The sequence below is a fragment of the Streptomyces albus subsp. albus genome, assembly GCF_000725885.1.
Classification (GTDB): domain Bacteria; phylum Actinomycetota; class Actinomycetes; order Streptomycetales; family Streptomycetaceae; genus Streptomyces; species Streptomyces albus.
Window position 1 is genome coordinate 377,310 of the sequence record NZ_JODR01000008.1, and the last position, 18,251, is coordinate 395,560.

Sequence of the window (18,251 nt, forward strand, 5' to 3'; positions counted from 1 at the left end):
ACAGCACGAAGCGTCGTAGTCGTCACATGATGCGACGTATTCCACGATCAACGGAGGGGAACGGAAGGCATGGCGGACCAGAAACTCGATGATGCGTCACTCCGGAAGAAGGAGGAGTGGCTCGTCAGCAAGATCGACAACATCAACGGTCAGGTCAAGGGCCTCCAGGGTGTCATCGACTCGATCGAGGGGCACTGGAAGGGCATCGGTGCCGGTGCCTTCGACACGAAGCAGACGGAAATCAACAACCGGATGCAGAAGCTGAACCGGTTGCTGGCCTATTTCCTCGAGGGCATCGAGGCGGCCCGGAAGGCGTCCGGTCTCAATGAGGACGACATCGCCCAGGCTCTCCGTGGCATCGACGTGGTCGACAGCGGTTACGGCGTGACGCCGGGAGGCCAGCCCGCCTCCAAGCTCGACATGTACTCGCCTCCGCCGATGAACGGCTGAGCAGGCACCTGAACTGTTTCGCAGTCGCCGGTGAGTCGAGGTCTTGAGCGAGACCCCTCACGCGGACGGCACCACAACGTCATTGCAACGGAGGAAGAGCGATGCCGAGTTCGTACGAGGAAGGGCTGAAGGTAACCTACGCCAGCCTGGACAACGCGGCTGACGCGATCGACAAGCAGGCGAAGAACCTGAAGGCGGATCTCGACGAGATCGAGCGCGAGGTCAGGGCGATCTCCGCGATCTGGGAGGGCGAGGCGAAGACCGCCTACCAGGCGACGATGAAGAAGTGGGAGACCGAGGTCAACGGTGTCCACCTCAACCTGATGCAGATCGCGCAGGCCGTCCGTCTGAGCAAGGACGGGTACCAGTCCACGGACATGAAGTCCGCGCGGTGGTTCCAGGAGCACGGCATGCTGTGACGGCGCACACCGCACGGACGCGCAGACGCACGATGCACACAGGGAGGGTGGGTGCCCGGGGGGCACCCACCCTCCCTGTGTCGTGCAATGAGTCCGCGCGGAGAGGCGTCTCTCCCGCGGAAGGCGTTCACCCCTGTTGAGCGCCGCCAGTCTGCGGTGCCGGCTCCAGGTCGAACTCCCCGTCACGGGCGCCGAGGACGAAGGCCCGCCATTCGGCGGCGGTGTAGCGCAGTACCACGTCCGGTTCCTTCGAATTGCGCATGGCGACGGCACCGCCGGGCAGCTGGGCGATCTCGACGCGTTCGTCGTCCGGGCCGCCCGGGGCGCTTTCCCAGACGGCGTCGGAGATGTCCATCGCGTAGAGCTCTTCCTTCTCCTGCTGAGTACCCACCTGCGGTTCTCCCTTCGCGCCCTGTGTGCGAGAGCCAGACTACGCAAAGTCGCAATGCGGTGACGGCCGTTCGGTCACTCCTCGCCCGGCAGCCAGCCGAGCTGCACCAGCGGTGTGCCACGCTTGCGGGAGACGAAGAAACCGCGGCCGGGCGGCATGTAGTGGGGGCGGACGTTGCCGAGGAGATCGCCCTCAGTGGGGTCGCCCGAGAGGACGACGCCCTGGGCGCCCAGTTCCTTGATCCGGGTCATGAACGACTCGAACATCGATCGCGAGGCGCCGGCCGAGCTGCGGGCGATGAGGAACCGCACCCCGACGTCCCGTGCGAAGGGCAGCCGTTCGGTGAGGACGTCGAGGGGGTTGCCGCTGGAGGTGGCGACCAGTTCGTAGTCGTCGATGACGATGAAGATCTGCGGCCCGGTCCACCAGCTCCGGTCGCGGAGCTGCTGCGGGGTGACGTCGGCCGAGGGCGCCCGCCGGTCCATCAGGTCGCGGAGCGCGTTCATGTGCGTCTCCATGGCGTTGGACATGGGCGCGTACTCCAGCAGATGGCTGTCCGGAATGGCGCCGAGCAGCGAGCGGCGGTAGTCGCCGACGACGATTTTCGCCTCGTCTCCCGAGTACCGCTCGGTGATCTGTTTGACGAGGAGGCGCAGCAGGGCCGTCTTGCCGGATTCGCTCTCGCCGAAGACGAGGAAGAACGGGTCGGTCTCGAAGTCGACGAAGACGGGTTCGAGGTTGTTCTCGTCGATGGCGAAGGCGACGCCGCGTTCGGGGTGCGCGCCGCCGCCGGGGAGGCGGGCGGCCGGCAGCTCGCGCGGCAGCAGCCGCACCTGGGGCGCGGAGCTGCCCTGCCAGTGCGCGGCGAGGGTGCGGCACATCTCGGCGCTGGCGTCGGCGAGTTCGTGGTCGGACTCCACACCGTCGATGCGCGGCACGGCCGCCATGAAGTGGAGTCCTTCCATGGTCTGGCCGCGACCGGGTACGCCCGCCGGCACGTTGGCGGCGGTCTTGCGGTTGAGCTCGGAGTCCATGGTGTCGCCCAGCCGCAGCTCCAGCCTGTTGCCCAGCAGGTCCTTGAGGGCGGCCCGCACCTCCATGTTGCGGGAGGCCGTCACCACCAGGTGGACGCCGTAGCCCAGGCCCCGGCCCGCGATGTCGTTGACGATGTCGGTGAGGCCCTCGTAGTCGTTGCGGAAGTTGCCCCACCCGTCGACGACGAGGAACACATCGCCCCAGGGCTGGTCGGTGATCTCGCCGCGGGCGCGGCGGCGCCGGTAGGTGGCGATGGAGTCGATGTTGTGGGTGCGGAAGTACTCCTCGCGGCGGTTGAGGATGCCGTAGACCTCGGCGACGGTGCGGCGGACGCGTTCGGGGTCGAGGCGGGAGGCGACGCCGCCGACGTGCGGCAGACCGGCGATGGCGGACATGCCGCCGCCACCGAAGTCGAGCCCGTAGAACTGCACCTCGGCGGGGGTGTGGGTGAGGGCGAACGCGGAGATGAGCGTCCGCATCAGGGTGGACTTGCCGGACTGGGGGCCGCCGACGACGAGCATGTGGCCGGCGGCGCCGGAGAAGTCGAGGTACAGCGGGTCGCGACGCTGTTCGAAGGGCTTGTCGACGAGGCCGACGGGCACCACGAGCTGCCCCAGCCGCGGATAGTCGGGGACGGTCAGACCGCGGCCCTCGACGGGGGCGAGGCCGGGCAGGAGCTCGTCCAGCGGGGAGGCGTTGTCCAGCGGCGGCAGCCACACCTGGTGGGCTGGGGTGCCCTGGCCCTCCAGGCGGCGGACGACGACGTCGAGGACGGTGTCGGCCAGCGCGTCGTCGTCGGCGCCGCCGACGGGCTGCGCGGGCACGGGGGCCGCCGCCTCCGGGTCGGGCCGTTGCACGGGGACCTCGGCGGCGGTGAACAGCACGGGGCGGCGGCTGGCCGCGGCGGGTCCTGCGGCGGCCGGCTCGGCGTCACTGCCGGCGCGGTAGACGCCGGAGACGTAGGCGGCCTTGAAACGCGTCATCTCGTCGGTGCCGAACTTGAGGTAGCCGGAACCGGGGACCGACGGCAGGTGGTAGGCGTCGGGGACGCCGAGGGCGGCCCGGGACTCGGCGGCGGAGAAGGTGCGCAGACCGACCCGGTAGGACAGATAGGTCTCCAGGCCGCGCAGCCGGCCCTCCTCCAGCCGCTGCGAGGCGAGCAGCAGGTGGACACCCAGGGACCGGCCGATGCGGCCGATCTGGATGAACATGTCGATGAAGTCGGGCTTCGCCGTCAGCAGCTCGCTGAACTCGTCGATGACCAGGACGAGGGAGGGGATGGGGGAGAGGGGCGCGCCGGCGGCGCGGGCCTTCTCGTAGTCGTGGATGTTGGCGTAGTTGCCGGCGTCGCGCAGGAGCTCCTGGCGGCGGTTGAGCTCGCCGCGGATCGAGTCGCCCATGCGGTCGACGAGGGTGAGGTCGTCGGCCAGGTTGGTGATGACGGCGGCGACGTGCGGCATCTGGGCCATGCCCGCGAAGGTGGCACCGCCCTTGAAGTCGGCGAGGACGAAGTTCAGGGTCTCCGAGGAGTGCGTGACGGCCAGGCCGAGCACGAGGGTGCGCAGCAGCTCCGACTTGCCGGAGCCGGTGGCGCCCACGCACAGCCCGTGCGGACCCATACCGTCCTGTGCGGCTTCCTTCAGGTCGAGCATGACGGGCTGGCCGTCCTCGCCGACACCGATGGGGACGCGCAGCCGTTCCGCCTGCGAGCGGGGGCGCCAGGTGCGGGTGACGTCGACGGAGGCGGCGTCGCCCAGGTTGAGCAGGTCGGTGAAGTCGAGTTTGGCCAGCAGCGGTTCGTCGCCGTCATCGCCGGAGCCGACCCGCAGGGGGGCGAGCTGCCGGGCCACGGCTTCGGCGGCTTCGTAGGAGAGGGCGTCGGGGGTGCCGTCGTAGACGAGGCCCTGGCCCGACTCCAGGCGCAGCGTGCGGGGCTGGACGAGAACGGACAGTCCGCCGCGCGCGGTGTCGGTGTCGCCGGGGACGATCTCGATGATGCTGACGCCGTGGAGGCCCTCGGGGGCGGCCAGCATCGAGTTGGGCAGCACGGCGGTGCCGTCGAGGACGACGACGATGTGCGGCTGTTCCAGCAGGGGCTCGGCGCCGGGGTTGAACCGGGGCCGGCCCTCCAGCCGGGCGAGCAGCAGCTCCTCCAGTTCGAGGGTGTCGGTCACGATGAGGCGCCGGGTGCCGGCCCCGTCGGTGAGGTCGCCGGCCTGGGCGTGCGGCAGCCACTTGGCCCAGTCCCACAGCTGGTAGGTCTCACGGCCGGCCGCGACGGCGATGACGAGGTCCTCGGGGGAGTGCAGGGCGGCCAGGGAGCAGAGCATGGCGCGGGCGGAGCCGTACACGGCGTCGGCGTCACCGCTGAGGGTCACGTGGTAGAAGGCCCGCAGGGAGACGGCCATGGGCAGGCCGTCGAGCGTGGCGTGGGTGTTGAGGAACTGGTGCATGGCGCCGACGGTGAGCGGTTCCAGCTCGTCGACCGGCGCCGTGTCGGGTGCGACCAGGGGGGTGGCCAGCTGCTGGGCGCCGAGGCCGACGCGCACCTGGCCGAAGTCCGGGTCGGTGGCGCGGCGTTCCCACACCCTGCTGCCCTCGGCGACGAGCGACCAGAGCTGGTCGGGGGCGGGGTGGAGGTAGAACTGCGCGTCGCGCTGCTTGAGCGCGGTCTTGCGGACGGTACGCCGGGTCTGTGCCAGATATTTGAGGTAGTCGCGGCGTGACTGCGCCATCTCGCCCTGGGAGCCGCGGCGCATCCGCACTGCCATGGCGACGACCATGGTGACCGTGGAGACCAGCATCAGCGCGCCCATCACCCGCATCATGGGGTGCGAGTTGTAGCCGGGCATGAGGAAGAACATGCTGGACCCGCCCATGCCGAGCATCGGCAGGATCTGCATCCACATGCCTTCTTGCTGTCCCCGCGGCAGTTCCGGAGGCGGCTGCAACTGCAGCTCTTCGCCGGGCACTTCGGGAGGCAACGCCCGAGGCGGACGCTTGACGACGATCTGGGTCACTCGCGCACCAATTCCCTTGCGTTCCCTGGAGTTCCCTGTGGGCTGCCTGTGCGTTCCGGGGCCCTCGTACCGGAATCCCCGTCCGCGGGAAGGGACGTGCGGTGCCGGCCGCACCCGGTGTCGGTGACCGGCGTCGCGCGGTGACGCGTCCCCCTCCGCGCCTGGCGATCCTAGTGGCACAGTGAGTTGACCGGGACCGGTAGGGTGGCGCGCGCTGTCTGCCGCGCGGCGGCAGGCACCCGGCGGCTGGTGCGCCGGTGCCCGCCACCCGTCTCACCGGCGCGCGGCGGAAACCGCGCCGGGGCACGCCGGACCGGGGCACCGCACCGGTACGCGGCCCGGCGTGCTGGGCGCCGCTCGGGCCGCCCGTACGGCGTCGCCACGCAGGCGAGGCGGTGCCGTGCCGCGGTGCCGCACCGGCACGCCCGACGGGCCCACCAGCGGGCTTCCGACATCCAGCAGGCTTTCGAGGGGGACGCACAGGTGAGTACGACGGCTTCCGCCGCCACCGGACCCGGTGGGCAGCCGGGCGCCGGGGGCGCCCGAGGAGCGGCCGGCACGCCCGGCAGGACGGGTGGCGCGGCCCTGGACACCGGCTTCTGCCGGGTGACCATCGTGGCTCCCGACAGCCGCATCGACGTCGCGCTCCCGGAGGACATCGCGGTCGCCGACCTCTACCCGGAGATCCTGCGGCTGTCCGGACAGAGCCCGGCCCCGGGCGCGCCCGTGGGCTACCACCTGGTGCGCCGGGACGGCACTGTGCTGGACAGCGCGCGGTCGTTCGCGGCGCAGCGCATTCTCGACGGCGAGGTGCTCAGCCTCCGGCCGTTCGCCGAGTCGCTGCCGCCCGCCGTCTTCGACGACGTGTCCGACGCGGTCGCCTCCGCCGTCACCCGCGACCGCAAGCTGTGGGGCGACGAGATGATGCGGGCCGCCGGGCTGGTGGGCGGTGGGGTCCTGCTGGCCCTCATGGCGGTCGTGCTGTGGTTCTCCGATCCGTCCGGCCACGACATGCACGGGCTGGCCGGTGTGCTGGCGGCGGTCACGGGCGTTCTGCTGCTGGCCCTGTCGGCGGTGCGGGCCCGCGTCTACGACGACCGGCCCACCGCGGTCACCCTGGGGCTGGCCTCGCTGCCGCACGTGATGGTGGCGGGCAGCGGTCTGCTGCCGCTGGACGCGGGGCAGGGCGTCGGCAGGCTCCAGTTCCTGCTGGGCAGCGTCAGCGTCCTGCTGGCGGCTGCCGTCCTCATCGCGCTGACCCCCAACGGGGACGGGCCGTTCGTGGCGGCGGCCTTCACCGCGACGGTGGGCACGGTGATCACCTTCATCGCGATCGTCACCGACATCCGCCCCGTGGAGACGGCCGCCGTGTGCGCGCCTGTGGCCGTGGGCGTCCTGGCGTTCCTGCCCGGTCTGTCGACCCGCTTCGCCCGGCTGCCCATCGGGTTCGAGGCGACCCGCACCCGAATGAGTGACTACGACGCCGACCCGGACGCGGCCCCCCGCACCCAGGGCCCCGTCGACGCGGAGCGCATCGCGGCGCAGGCCCGGCGCGGGCACGAGCTGCTGGTCGGGCTGGTCGGCGGCTGCGCGGCCGTCGTGATCGTCTCCAGCGCGGTGCTGAGCTTCTCCGACTCCGGATGGGGGCAGCTGCTCGCCCTGGCGACCGGGATCGCGATGCTGCTGCGGGCCCGCCTCTTCCGCTACACCTCGCAGGTCACCAGCTCGCTGGTGGCGGGCCTGGTGGCGCTGGTGCTGCTGGGCGCCGGCCTGGCCGGGGACTTCCCGGTGGACGGGGACGCGCTGCGCACGGTGTGGCTGAGCGCGGGGCTGGCCCTGGGGGCGGTGCTGGTCATCGCCATCGGTCTGGCCGTGCCCCGCAAGGGCGTGACCCCGTTCTGGGGGCGTTTCGTGGAGATACTGGAGACATTCGTCCTGCTCACGCTGGTGCCGCTGTGCCTCGCGGTGATGAACGTCTACTCGGCGGCCCGCAGTCTCACCAGTTAGCCACTGGTACCCTGTACCGGCCGGTCGAGTATCGAAGGATCCCCTGTGACGAAGACCAGGGGCGCTCGGCGGCACGAACCCAAGGAGTACGAGTGTCGTCTCTTGACGCCGCGACGAAGAAGCAGATCATCTCGGAGTTCGCCACCAAGGAGGGTGACACCGGCTCCCCCGAGGTCCAGGTGGCGCTGCTCTCCCGTCGCATCAGCGACCTGACCGAGCACCTGAAGACCCACAAGCACGACCACCACTCGCGCCGTGGTCTGCTGCTGCTGGTCGGCCAGCGCCGCCGCCTGCTGCAGTACCTGGCCAAGAAGGACATCCAGCGCTTCCGTGCGCTGGTCGAGCGCCTCGGCATCCGCCGCGGCGCGGCGGGCGCCCGCTAGCAGTCGACGAAGGGAGCGGTTCCCCGATCCGGGGGCCGCTCCCTTCGACGTATCGGAGCACAGCCGTATCTCGCGCGACGGCGAACCTTTGTAGTCTTGTCACGCGAGACCCACAACGACAAAAGAGGCAGGAGCGCCCCCCGACGCCGGTCCTCGGTAGTGGCCCCCGGACCCGCGGATATCCGCGGCGGCTCCGGGAGCTTCGATCGAAGACCGGCCCGCACCGGGAGCGCTCCGCAGTACACAGTCCGCCGCGCGACGTGCAGCGGACGCAGACGAGGAGATATTCCTGGTGGAGAACGAGACCCACTACGCCGAGGCCGTCATCGACAACGGCGCCTTCGGCACCCGCACCATCCGCTTCGAGACGGGCCGTCTGGCCAAGCAGGCCGCGGGTTCCGCCGTCGCCTACCTGGACGACGACACGATGGTGCTGTCGGCGACGACGGCCTCGAAGCAGCCGAAGGACCAGCTCGACTTCTTCCCGCTGACGGTGGACGTCGAGGAGCGGATGTACGCCGCCGGCAAGATCCCCGGCTCCTTCTTCCGGCGTGAGGGCCGCCCGTCCGAGGACGCGATCCTCACCTGCCGCCTGATCGACCGTCCGCTGCGCCCCTCCTTCAAGAAGGGCCTGCGCAACGAGATCCAGATCGTCGAGACGGTCATGGCGCTCAACCCCGACCACCTCTACGACGTGGTCGCCATCAACGCCGCCTCCTGCTCCACGCAGCTGGCCGGCCTGCCCTTCTCCGGCCCGATCGGCGGCACCCGCGTGGCCCTGATCCGCGGCCAGTGGGTGGCCTTCCCGACCCACTCCGAGCTGGAGGAGGCCGTCTTCGACATGGTCATCGCCGGCCGGGTGCTGCCCGACGGCGACGTGGCCGTGATGATGGTCGAGGCCGAGGCGACCGAGAAGACGATCGAGCTGGTCAAGGGCGGCGCCGAGGCCCCGACCGAGGAGGTCGTGGCCGCCGGTATGGAGGCCGCGAAGCCGTTCATCAAGGTGCTGTGCAAGGCGCAGGCCGACCTGGCCGCGAAGGCCGCCAAGCCCACCGGCGAGTTCCCGATCTTCCTGGACTACCAGGACGACGTGCTGGAGGCGCTGACCGAGGCCGTCCGTGACGAGCTGGCCCAGGCGCTGACGATCGCCGGCAAGCAGGAGCGCGAGACGGAGCTGGACCGCGTCAAGGCGCTGGCGGCCGAGAAGCTGCTGCCGCAGTTCGAGGGGCGCGAGAAGGAGATCTCCGCCGCCTACCGGGCACTGACCAAGACCCTGGTGCGCGAGCGCGTCATCAAGGAGAAGAAGCGCATCGACGGCCGCGGTGTCACCGACATCCGCACGCTGGCCGCCGAGGTCGAGGCCATTCCGCGGGTGCACGGCTCGGCCCTGTTCGAGCGCGGCGAGACGCAGATCCTCGGCGTCACCACGCTGAACATGCTGCGCATGGAGCAGCAGCTGGACACCCTCTCGCCGGTGACCCGCAAGCGCTACATGCACAACTACAACTTCCCGCCCTACTCCACCGGTGAGACGGGCCGTGTCGGTTCCCCGAAGCGCCGCGAGATCGGCCACGGCGCGCTGGCCGAGCGCGCCCTGGTGCCGGTGCTGCCGACCCGCGAGGAGTTCCCGTACGCCATCCGGCAGGTCTCCGAGGCGCTGGGCTCCAACGGCTCGACGTCGATGGGCTCGGTCTGCGCCTCCACCATGTCGCTGCTGAACGCCGGTGTGCCGCTCAAGGCGCCGGTGGCCGGTATCGCCATGGGCCTGATCTCCGAGGAGGTCGAGGGCGAGACCCACTACGTGACGCTGACCGACATCCTCGGTGCCGAGGACGCGTTCGGCGACATGGACTTCAAGGTCGCCGGCACCAAGCAGTTCGTCACCGCCCTCCAGCTCGACACCAAGCTGGACGGCATCCCGGCGTCCGTGCTGGCCGCGGCCCTCAAGCAGGCCCGTGACGCGCGGCTGCACATCCTCGACGTGATGAACGAGGCCATCGACGTCCCGGACGAGATGTCCCCGAACGCGCCGCGGATCATCACCGTGAAGATCCCGGTGGACAAGATCGGCGAGGTCATCGGCCCGAAGGGCAAGATGATCAACCAGATCCAGGAGGACACCGGCGCCGACATCACCATCGAGGACGACGGCACCATCTACATCGGTGCCGCCGACGGTCCGGCCGCCGAGGCCGCCCGCGCCACCATCAACGGCATCGCCAACCCGACGATGCCCGAGGTCGGCGAGCGCTACCTGGGCACGGTCGTCAAGACCACCACCTTCGGCGCCTTCGTCTCGTTGCTGCCCGGCAAGGACGGCCTGCTGCACATCTCGCAGATCCGCAAGCTGGCTGGCGGCAAGCGGGTGGAGAACGTGGAGGACGTGCTCGGCGTGGGCCAGAAGGTCCAGGTCGAGATCGCCGAGATCGACCAGCGCGGCAAGCTCTCCCTGATCCCCGTCCTGGACGAGGAAGAGGGCGCCGACAAGTCCGGCGAAGCCGCTGACACCGAGGACGAGACCGCGAAGTGACCTCGCAGTTCCGTACGACGGCCCGCTCCGCCTCCCCGGCAGGGCGGGCCGTCGCCCGTACCAAGACCCTGATCGAGGGGGAGAACGGCGCGGGCACGGTCCGCAAGACCGTGCTCCCCGGCGGCCTGCGGGTCATCACCGAGACGGTGCCGACCGTCCGCTCGGCGACGTTCGGCATCTGGGCGCACGTGGGCTCCCGGGACGAGACGCCCGCCCTGGGCGGCGCCACCCACTACCTGGAGCACCTCCTCTTCAAGGGCACCGAGCGGCGCAGCGCGCTGGAGATCTCGGCGGCCCTGGACGAGGTGGGCGGTGAGATGAACGCTTTCACCACGAAGGAGTTCACCTGCTACTACGCCCGGGTGCTGGACGCCGATCTGCCGCTGGCGATCGACGTGGTCTCCGACATGCTCACCTCCTCGGTGATCGACGCCGCCGAGGTGGAGGCCGAACGGGGCGTCATCCTCGAAGAGATCGCCATGACGGAGGACGACGCCGGCGACTGCGTCCACGACCTGTTCGCCCGGACGATGTTCGGCGACACCCCGCTGGGCCGCCCGGTGCTGGGCACCGTGGACACCGTCAACGCCCTCACTCGCGACCAGGTCGCCCGCTTCTACAAGAAGCACTACGACCCCACCCGCCTGGTGGTGGCCGCCGCGGGGAACCTCTCCCACACCAAGGTGGTCCGGCAGGTGCGGGCGGCGTTCGAGCGGGCCGGTGCGCTGGCCCGCACGGCGGGTGCCGAGCCCGTGGGGCCGCGCGGCGGCAGCCGTACGCTGCGCACCGCGGGCCGCGTGGACTACCAGGAGCGGCCGACCGAGCAGGCCCATCTGGTGCTCGGCATGCCCGGCGTCTCCCGCCACGACGAGCGCCGCTGGCCGCTGGCCGTCCTCAGCACGGCGCTGGGCGGCGGCATGAGCTCCCGCCTCTTCCAGGAGATCCGCGAGAAGCGGGGGCTGGCCTACAGCACGTACGCCTACACCTCCGGGTACGCCGACTGCGGACTGTTCGGCGTCTACGTCGGCTGCCGCCCCAGCCAGGTGCCGGAGGTGCTCTCCCTCTGCCGCGACGAACTCGACAAGGTCGCCCGCCAGGGACTGTCCGACGACGAGGTGCGGCGCGCGGTGGGGCAGCTGTCCGGCTCGACGGTGCTGGGCCTGGAGGACACCGGCGCGCTGATGCACCGGCTCGGCAAGAGCGAGCTGTGCTGGGGCGAGCAGATGTCGGTGGACGGCATGCTCGCCAAGATCTCCGCCGTCACCCCGGACGACATCCGCGAGGTCGCCCGCGACGTGCTGGCACGGCGCCCCTCCCTGTCGGTCATCGGCCGGCTCGGTGACCGTCAGGCCGGCCGTCTGGAAGAGGCCGTCGCCTGACCGCACCGGAGGCCCGCGGGCCCTCCGTCCGTCCGGAAAACCACTCACCACGCAAAGGAACGAGCACGATGAGCAAGCTGCGCGTAGCGGTCCTCGGCGCCAAGGGCCGCATGGGCTCCGAAGCCGTACGAGCGGTCGAGGCGGCCGACGACATGGAGCTGGTGGCTGCCCTCGGCAGCGGTGACCCGCGCAGCGCGCTCACCGACGCCGGCACCCAGGTCGCCGTGGACCTCACCCGTCCGGACGTGGTCATGGACAACCTGGAGTACTGCGTCGCGAACGGGATCCACGCGGTCGTCGGCACCACGGGCTGGACCGACGAGCGGCTGACCGCACTCCGCGCCCAGCTGGCCGACTCGCCGGGGACCGGCGTGCTCATCGCCCCGAACTTCGGCATCGGCGCCGTCCTGACGATGCGCTTCGCGCAGCAGGCGGCCCGGTTCTTCGAGTCGGTGGAGGTCGTCGAACTGCACCACCCCGGCAAGGCCGACGCGCCCAGCGGCACCGCGGTGCGCACCGCCCAGCTGATCGCCGGGGCCCGCCGGGACGCCCAGCTGCCCGCGCAGCCCGACGCCACCACCCAGTCGCTGGAGGGGGCGCGCGGTGCCGACGTGGACGGCGTCCCGGTGCACGCCGTACGGCTGCGGGGGCTGGTGGCCCACCAGGAGGTGCTGTTCGGCGACGAGGCGGAGACGCTCACCATCCGCCACGACTCCCTGCACCGCAGCTCGTTCATGCCGGGGGTGCTGCTGGGCATCCGCAAGGTCCCGGCCACCCCCGGCCTCACCTTCGGGCTCGAACACTTCCTCGACCTGGACTGAACCGACCGGCAGGATTCACGGAGCACAGCAGCATGCGCGCGAAGATCACTTACTTTGTCCTGGCCGCCGTCCTGGTCGTCTACTTCGTCCTGGTCGGCAGCCGGGGCGTGCTGCTGATCCAGCAGGGCACCGCGGTGACCGTACCCTTCGGCATCGCGGTGCTCGTGCTGCCGTTCATCGGGGCCTGGTTCCTGTGGCACACCACCCGCTTCGCCCGGCGCGCCTCGCAGCTCGCCCGGGAACTGGAGGCCGAGGGCGGCCTCCCGGTGGACGAGCTGGAGCGCACTCCCTCGGGCCGTATCGACCGGGCGTCCGCCGACGTGGTCTTTGCGAAGCGACGGGCCGAGACGGAGGCGAACCCGGAGGACTGGCGGTCCTGGTTCCGGCTGGCCGTGGCCTACCACGACGCACGGGACACCCCGCGCGCCCGCAAGGCCATGCAGCACGCCATAGCCCTCCACGACGCCGCCGGCCGCGGCTGACGGGCTTCCGGGCACGCACCGTCTCACGGGTCGGCGCCACGACGGCTCAGCCGCGCGACTCGGCCGCCCAGCCCTCTATGACGTCAGCGGCCCGCACGAAGGCGCGGCGACGGTTGAGGAAGTCCGCGTTGTGATCGGTCAGCAGCACCCGCGGCTCCCCCGAGGACCCCAGCACCAGCGCCTCGCCCTGCACGGTACGGGGCAGCCCCAGCCACCGCACCGGCTGCTGCACCGTGCGTACCGTCTCCGCCTGCGTCCACCGCAGCGTCGTCGTACGGAACAGCCCGGCGTGCCGCAGCCCGTACGAGCTGACCCACACTCCCGAGCGCAGCAGCCGCACCGCCGCGGTCACCACCAGCACGCCGCAGACCGCACACACGGCGGCGCTCGGCAGCGCACCGGCCAGGGCGATGATCAGGGCCGAGAAGAAGATGTACGAGGCGAGCAGGAGGAGCAGCGCGCCTCCTGCCACCCGCCAGGGGCCGGGCCGGTAGGGGCGCCGCCACACGTCGCGGTCGGCCTGGGCGAGCGTCACCGACTGCGCCGCGTGCACGCGGTCCTCACGGTCGGCCGTCACAAAGGGCAGGGGCACGGCTGGGTCCTCGCTCGTGTCGAAGGCTGCACAGGGCCGGCCCGGCAGGGGGCGCCACCACGGGACACCCCGGGGGCGCACTGCCGCGGCGCTGTGAGCGGGACCTTAGCGAGGGAGAAGCGAAGCGGCCACCCCCGGGTGGTGATCCCGGGGGTGGCCGGTGGTGCGGGTCAGCGGCTCTCGGCCGCTGCCGGGTGCTCGCGTGCCGGTAGCTGGTTGTCGGTCAGTGCCGGTCCGCCGAGCACGACGGCCCCCACGAGCCCCGCGACGATCGTCAGCCCCACCAGGGCGCTGCCTGCGACCTGGCGGAAGCTGCGGCGGGCACGGGGCGGCGGGGTGACATTGCTGCGGAACCGGTCGGCCTCGGCTATGAAGGCGAACGGGACTGCCTCTCCGCGGCGGGACATGACGGGGCGCTCCTGCGTGATCGTTTTGAGTGGTTGGTTCGTGTTACTTCTGCAACGTCCGGACCGGCTTCCGAGTGCCCGCTTGCCGGTGGACGCATGTGAAAAATATCAAGCGCGGCCACGACGTATGTCACCGGGGGTGCCGTTTCTTGGCCCCGAGTCGTGTTTGTCCGCATTAGAGGCGGCAAAGCGGACTATCCACCCCACCGGAATGGGTCCGTCCGCTCCGGCGCTTAGGCTTGCCCCGCCTGGCAGAACGCACCTGGAAGGACCCGCCGGTGACCGACACCCCCGCCCCGCCCAGCCCGGGATTCCGCAGCGACATGACCGTCGAGCTGGTCAAACACAGCGCCGCCGACACCGATGTGCTGTGGGCCGCCCGGGTCTCCACCGCGGGCGAGCAGTCCCTCGAGGAGTTGAAGAAGGACCCCGAGCGCTCCAAGGGGCTGATCAACTTCCTGATGCGGGACCGGCACGGCAGCCCCTTCGAGCACAACTCGATGACCTTCTTCATCAGCGCCCCGCTCTTCGTCTTCCGCGAGTTCCACCGCCACCGGGTCGGCTGGTCCTACAACGAGGAGTCGGGCCGCTACCGGCAGCTCCAGCCCGTCTTCTACGTCCCCGACACCTCCCGCAAGCTCGTCCAGCAGGGCCGGCCCGGCAAGTACGAGTTCGTCGAGGGCACCCCCGAGCAGCACAAGCTGACCAGCGGTGCGATGGAGGACGCCTACCGGAAGGCGTACGCGACCTACCTGGAGATGCTGGAGGCCGGCGTCGCCCGCGAGGTCGCCCGCGCGGTCCTGCCCGTCGGGCTGTACTCCTCGATGTACGCCACCTGCAACGCCCGCTCACTGATGCACTTCCTCGGCCTGCGCACCCGCCACGAACAGGCCAAGGTGCCCAGCTTCCCGCAGCGCGAGATCGAAATGGTCGGCGAACTGATGGAGGAGCGATGGGCCGAGCTCATGCCGCTCACCCACGCCGCGTTCAACGCCAACGGCCGCATCGCGCCCTGACCGCCGCCCCCGGCCCGCCCGTCCGCCGGTCGGAGGGGACGACAGGTGTCCGTATTGCGACGTTTGAAGAACTTCATCTAGGGTGATTGTGCGGTCTCGGCACTGCCTGAACCCCCGAGCAGGCAGTGCCGGGGCCCCCTTTCCCGCTCCTTCCCGGCACGTTCCTGCCTTGCTCCCCGCCTCTTTCCCGCCCCGCCCGCCGCGCGGAGCCGGCCGGGGCGACGGCTCGGAAGCCCGTCCACGGGCCCCGAGCGAGCATCACGGGGTGCGCTGCGAGTAGCGTGGAGCCTATGGCTCCGACCTCCACACCGCAGACGCCCTTCGGGCGGGTCCTGACCGCGATGGTCACGCCGTTCACCGCGGACGGCGCGCTCGACCTCGACGGCGCGCAGCAGCTCGCTGCCCATCTGGTGGACGCCGGCAACGACGGCCTCGTCGTCAACGGCACCACCGGCGAGTCCCCGACCACCACCGATGCGGAGAAAGCCCAGCTCGTCAAGGCCGTCGTGGAGGCTGTGGGCGACCGCGCCCACGTGGTCGCCGGAGCCAGCACCAACAACACGGCCCACAGCATCGAACTGGCCCGCGCCGCCGAGCAGGCCGGCGCCCACGGCCTGCTGGCCGTGACCCCCTACTACAGCAAGCCCCCGCAAGAGGGCCTCTACCGGCACTTCACCGCCATCGCGGACGCCACCGGCCTGCCGGTGATGCTCTACGACATCCCCGGCCGCAGCGGTGTGCCGATCAACACCGAGACCATCGTCCGGCTCGCCGAGCACCCCCGCATCGTCGCCAACAAGGACGCCAAGGGCGACCTCGGCCGCGCCAGCTGGGCCATCGCCACGAGCGGACTGGCCTGGTACAGCGGCGACGACATGCTCAACCTGCCGCTGCTGTCCGTCGGCGCCGTCGGCTTCGTCTCCGTCGTCGGCCACGTCGTCGCCCCCGAACTGCGCGCCCTGCTCGAAGCGCACAGCAACGGCGACGTCGCCAAGGCCACCGAGATCCACCAGAAGCTGCTCCCGGTCTTCACCGGGATGTTCCGCACCCAGGGCGTCATCACCACCAAGGCCGCGCTCGCCCGTCTGGGCCTGCCCGCCGGGCCGCTGCGCCTGCCGCTGGTGGAACTGTCCTCCGAGGAGCTGGACCAGCTCACGCACGATCTCGCCCACGGCGGGGTACACCTGTAGGTCCCAGACTTCTCACAACTGCATACCGCCGGACCACGGCAGTGCACGACCAAGAAAACACGCACGACACGTACGCAGGACCGTCACGTCCGCGTGCGCATCATGAATACCGCGCGCCACGTACCCAGGCGGGTGCGTGGCGCGCGTGGTAAGGAGAGTCTTTTGAGTCATCCGCACCCCGAGCTCGGTCCGCCTCCAGAGCTCCCCGAGGGTGGCCTGCGCGTCACCCCGCTGGGCGGGCTCGGCGAGATCGGCCGCAACATGACCGTCTTCGAGTACGGCGGCAGGCTCCTGATCGTCGACTGCGGTGTCCTCTTCCCCGAGGAGGAGCAGCCCGGCGTCGATCTGATCCTCCCCGACTTCACCACCATCAGAGACCGCCTCGACGACGTGGACGGCATCGTGCTCACGCACGGCCACGAGGACCACATCGGAGGCGTCCCCTACCTGCTGCGGGAGAAGCCGGACATCCCGCTGATCGGCTCCAAGCTCACCCTCGCCCTGATCGAGGCGAAGCTCCAGGAGCACCGCATCCGGCCCTACACCCTTGAGGTGGAGGAGGGCCACCGCGAGCGCATCGGCCCCTTCGACTGCGAGTTCCTCGCCGTCAACCACTCCATCCCCGACGCCCTGGCCGTCGCCGTGCGCACCCCCGCGGGCATGGTCGTCCACACCGGCGACTTCAAGATGGACCAGCTCCCGCTCGACGGCCGCCTCACCGACCTGCGGGCCTTCTCCCGCCTCGGCGAGGAGGGCATCGACCTGCTGCTCAGCGACTCCACCAACGCCGAGGTCCCCGGCTTCGTCCCGCCCGAGCGGGAGATCTCCTCGGTGCTGCGCCAGGTCTTCTCGACCGCGCAGAAGCGGATCATCGTGGCCAGCTTCGCCAGCCACGTCCACCGCATCCAGCAGATCCTGGACGCCGCCTACGAGCACGGCCGCCGCGTCGCCTTCATCGGCCGCTCGATGGTCCGGAACATGGGCATCGCCCGCGACCTCGGCTACCTCAACGTCCCCGCCGGCCTCGTCGTGGACGTCAAGACCCTGGACGACCTGCCGGACAACGAGATCGTGCTGGTCTGTACGGGCTCGCAGGGCGAGCCCATGGCCGCCCTCTCCCGGATGGCCAACCGGGACCACCAGATCCGCATCGTCCAGGGCGACACGGTGATCCTGGCCTCGTCGCTCATCCCGGGCAACGAGAACGCCGTCTACCGCGTCATCAACGGACTCACCCGCTGGGGCGCCAACGTCGTGCACAAGGGCAACGCCAAGGTGCACGTCTCCGGCCACGCCTCCGCGGGAGAGCTGCTCTACTTCTTCAACATCTGCCGGCCGAGGAACCTCATGCCCGTCCACGGCGAGTGGCGCCATCTTCGCGCCAGCGCGGAACTGGGCGCGGCCACCGGCATCCCCCACGACCGCATCGTGATCGCCGAGGACGGCGTCGTGGTGGACCTGGTCGACGGCAAGGCCAAGATCACCGGGAAGGTCCAGGCCGGATACGTCTACGTCGACGGCCTGTCGGTCGGTGACGTGACCGAGTCCTCCCTCAAGGACCGCCGCATCCTCGGGGACGAAGGCATCATCTCGATCTTCGTCGTGGTGGACAGCACCACCGGCAAGATCGTCGGCGGCCCCCATATCCAGTCCCGCGGCTCCGGCATCGACGACGCCGACTTCGGCGCGGTCATGCCGAAGATTGACGAGGCCCTGGCCAAGTCGGCACAGGACGGCATCGCGGAGACTCATCAGCTCCAGCAGCTGGTGCGCCGGACCGTCGGCAAGTGGGTGTCGGACACCTACCGCCGGCGCCCGATGATCCTGCCCGTCGTCGTCGAGGTCTGACCCCTCGACGGCCCGCCGGGCGAGCGGGGCGCCCCTCGATTTGCCTCCAGGCGCCCCGCTCCAGTACGTTTACATCTCCACCGCATCGGGAACCCGGGTCGGCCACGGCCTGCGGAGCCCCGATATCCAGGAATCCGAAAAGGGCCGGGAAACGGACCGAAAAGATTCTGGTAAGGTGGAGAACACCGAAAGGGCAAACGTCCGGAGAGACCGGTGAAACGGTTTCGAAGGAAGCGTCCGTTCCTTGAGAACTCAACAGCGTGCCAAAAGTCAACGCCAGA

15 protein-coding genes are annotated in these 18,251 nt (G+C 70.5%); 11 read left to right on the plus strand and 4 right to left on the minus strand.

Translation table 11 applies throughout. The features are described 5' to 3' along the window. Nucleotides 1–69 precede the first annotated feature (69 nt). Nucleotides 70–450, plus strand: coding sequence for a WXG100 family type VII secretion target (locus IO40_RS0111060; protein ID WP_016470184.1), 381 nt, complete (start codon nt 70–72; stop codon nt 448–450). Between the two features lie 101 nt (nt 451–551). Beyond that, nucleotides 552–869, plus strand: coding sequence for a WXG100 family type VII secretion target (locus tag IO40_RS0111065; RefSeq protein ID WP_016470185.1), 318 nt, complete (start codon nt 552–554; stop codon nt 867–869). Nucleotides 870–996: 127 nt separating this feature from the next. On the opposite strand, the gene IO40_RS0111070 is transcribed toward IO40_RS0111065, so the two are convergent. Next, nucleotides 997–1,260, minus strand: a complete 264-nt coding sequence (locus IO40_RS0111070) for a DUF397 domain-containing protein (protein ID WP_016470186.1) — start codon at nt 1,258–1,260, stop codon at nt 997–999. Nucleotides 1,261–1,334: 74 nt separating this feature from the next. After that, nucleotides 1,335–5,315, minus strand: a complete 3,981-nt coding sequence (locus tag IO40_RS0111075; protein WP_031175339.1) for a type VII secretion protein EccC — start codon at nt 5,313–5,315, stop codon at nt 1,335–1,337. Between the two features lie 483 nt (nt 5,316–5,798). On the opposite strand from IO40_RS0111075, the gene eccD reads away from it, so the two are divergent. From eccD to IO40_RS0111105, 6 genes are all read left to right on the plus strand, one after another. Beyond that, nucleotides 5,799–7,322, plus strand: a complete 1,524-nt coding sequence (eccD, locus tag IO40_RS0111080) for a type VII secretion integral membrane protein EccD (RefSeq protein ID WP_031175340.1) — start codon at nt 5,799–5,801, stop codon at nt 7,320–7,322. 92 nt (nt 7,323–7,414) lie between these two features. Beyond that, nucleotides 7,415–7,705, plus strand: coding sequence for a 30S ribosomal protein S15 (rpsO, locus tag IO40_RS0111085; protein ID WP_016470189.1), 291 nt, complete (start codon nt 7,415–7,417; stop codon nt 7,703–7,705). Between the two features lie 292 nt (nt 7,706–7,997). Beyond that, on the plus strand, nt 7,998–10,235 hold the full coding sequence (locus IO40_RS0111090; protein WP_016470190.1) for a polyribonucleotide nucleotidyltransferase: 2,238 nt from the start codon (nt 7,998–8,000) through the stop codon (nt 10,233–10,235). Continuing rightward, nucleotides 10,232–11,614 (plus strand): M16 family metallopeptidase, encoded by a 1,383-nt coding sequence (locus IO40_RS0111095; protein ID WP_031175341.1) that lies wholly within the window; start codon nt 10,232–10,234, stop codon nt 11,612–11,614. The genes IO40_RS0111090 and IO40_RS0111095 overlap by 4 nt, the downstream gene beginning before the upstream one ends. Nucleotides 11,615–11,682: 68 nt before the next feature. Continuing rightward, nucleotides 11,683–12,435 carry a 4-hydroxy-tetrahydrodipicolinate reductase gene (gene dapB, locus IO40_RS0111100; RefSeq protein WP_016470192.1) on the plus strand — a complete coding sequence of 251 codons (753 nt, stop codon included), beginning with the start codon at nt 11,683–11,685 and terminating at the stop codon, nt 12,433–12,435. A gap of 32 nt (nt 12,436–12,467) precedes the next feature. Continuing rightward, nucleotides 12,468–12,917, plus strand: coding sequence for a tetratricopeptide repeat protein (locus IO40_RS0111105; protein ID WP_016470193.1), 450 nt, complete (start codon nt 12,468–12,470; stop codon nt 12,915–12,917). Nucleotides 12,918–12,963: 46 nt separating this feature from the next. Here IO40_RS0111105 and IO40_RS0111110 read toward each other — a convergent pair whose 3' ends face one another. Next, entirely contained in the window at nt 12,964–13,509 is a 546-nt protein-coding gene (locus IO40_RS0111110) for a hypothetical protein (protein ID WP_016470194.1), read from the minus strand. Nucleotides 13,510–13,679: 170 nt separating this feature from the next. Beyond that, nucleotides 13,680–13,916: a hypothetical protein gene (locus IO40_RS0111115; protein ID WP_016470195.1), complete on the minus strand. Its 237-nt coding sequence runs from the start codon at nt 13,914–13,916 to the stop codon at nt 13,680–13,682. Between the two features lie 278 nt (nt 13,917–14,194). On the opposite strand from IO40_RS0111115, the gene thyX reads away from it, so the two are divergent. From thyX to IO40_RS0111130, 3 genes are all read left to right on the plus strand, one after another. Continuing rightward, a complete protein-coding gene (thyX, locus tag IO40_RS0111120; protein ID WP_016470196.1) occupies nt 14,195–14,932 on the plus strand; it encodes an FAD-dependent thymidylate synthase in 738 nt (245 codons plus the stop codon). A 290-nt stretch (nt 14,933–15,222) separates the two neighbouring features. Next, nucleotides 15,223–16,122, plus strand: coding sequence for a 4-hydroxy-tetrahydrodipicolinate synthase (dapA, locus tag IO40_RS0111125; protein ID WP_016470197.1), 900 nt, complete (start codon nt 15,223–15,225; stop codon nt 16,120–16,122). Between the two features lie 162 nt (nt 16,123–16,284). Then, nucleotides 16,285–17,970: a ribonuclease J gene (locus IO40_RS0111130; RefSeq protein ID WP_016470198.1), complete on the plus strand. Its 1,686-nt coding sequence runs from the start codon at nt 16,285–16,287 to the stop codon at nt 17,968–17,970. The last annotated feature ends 281 nt before the right edge of the window (nt 17,971–18,251 follow it).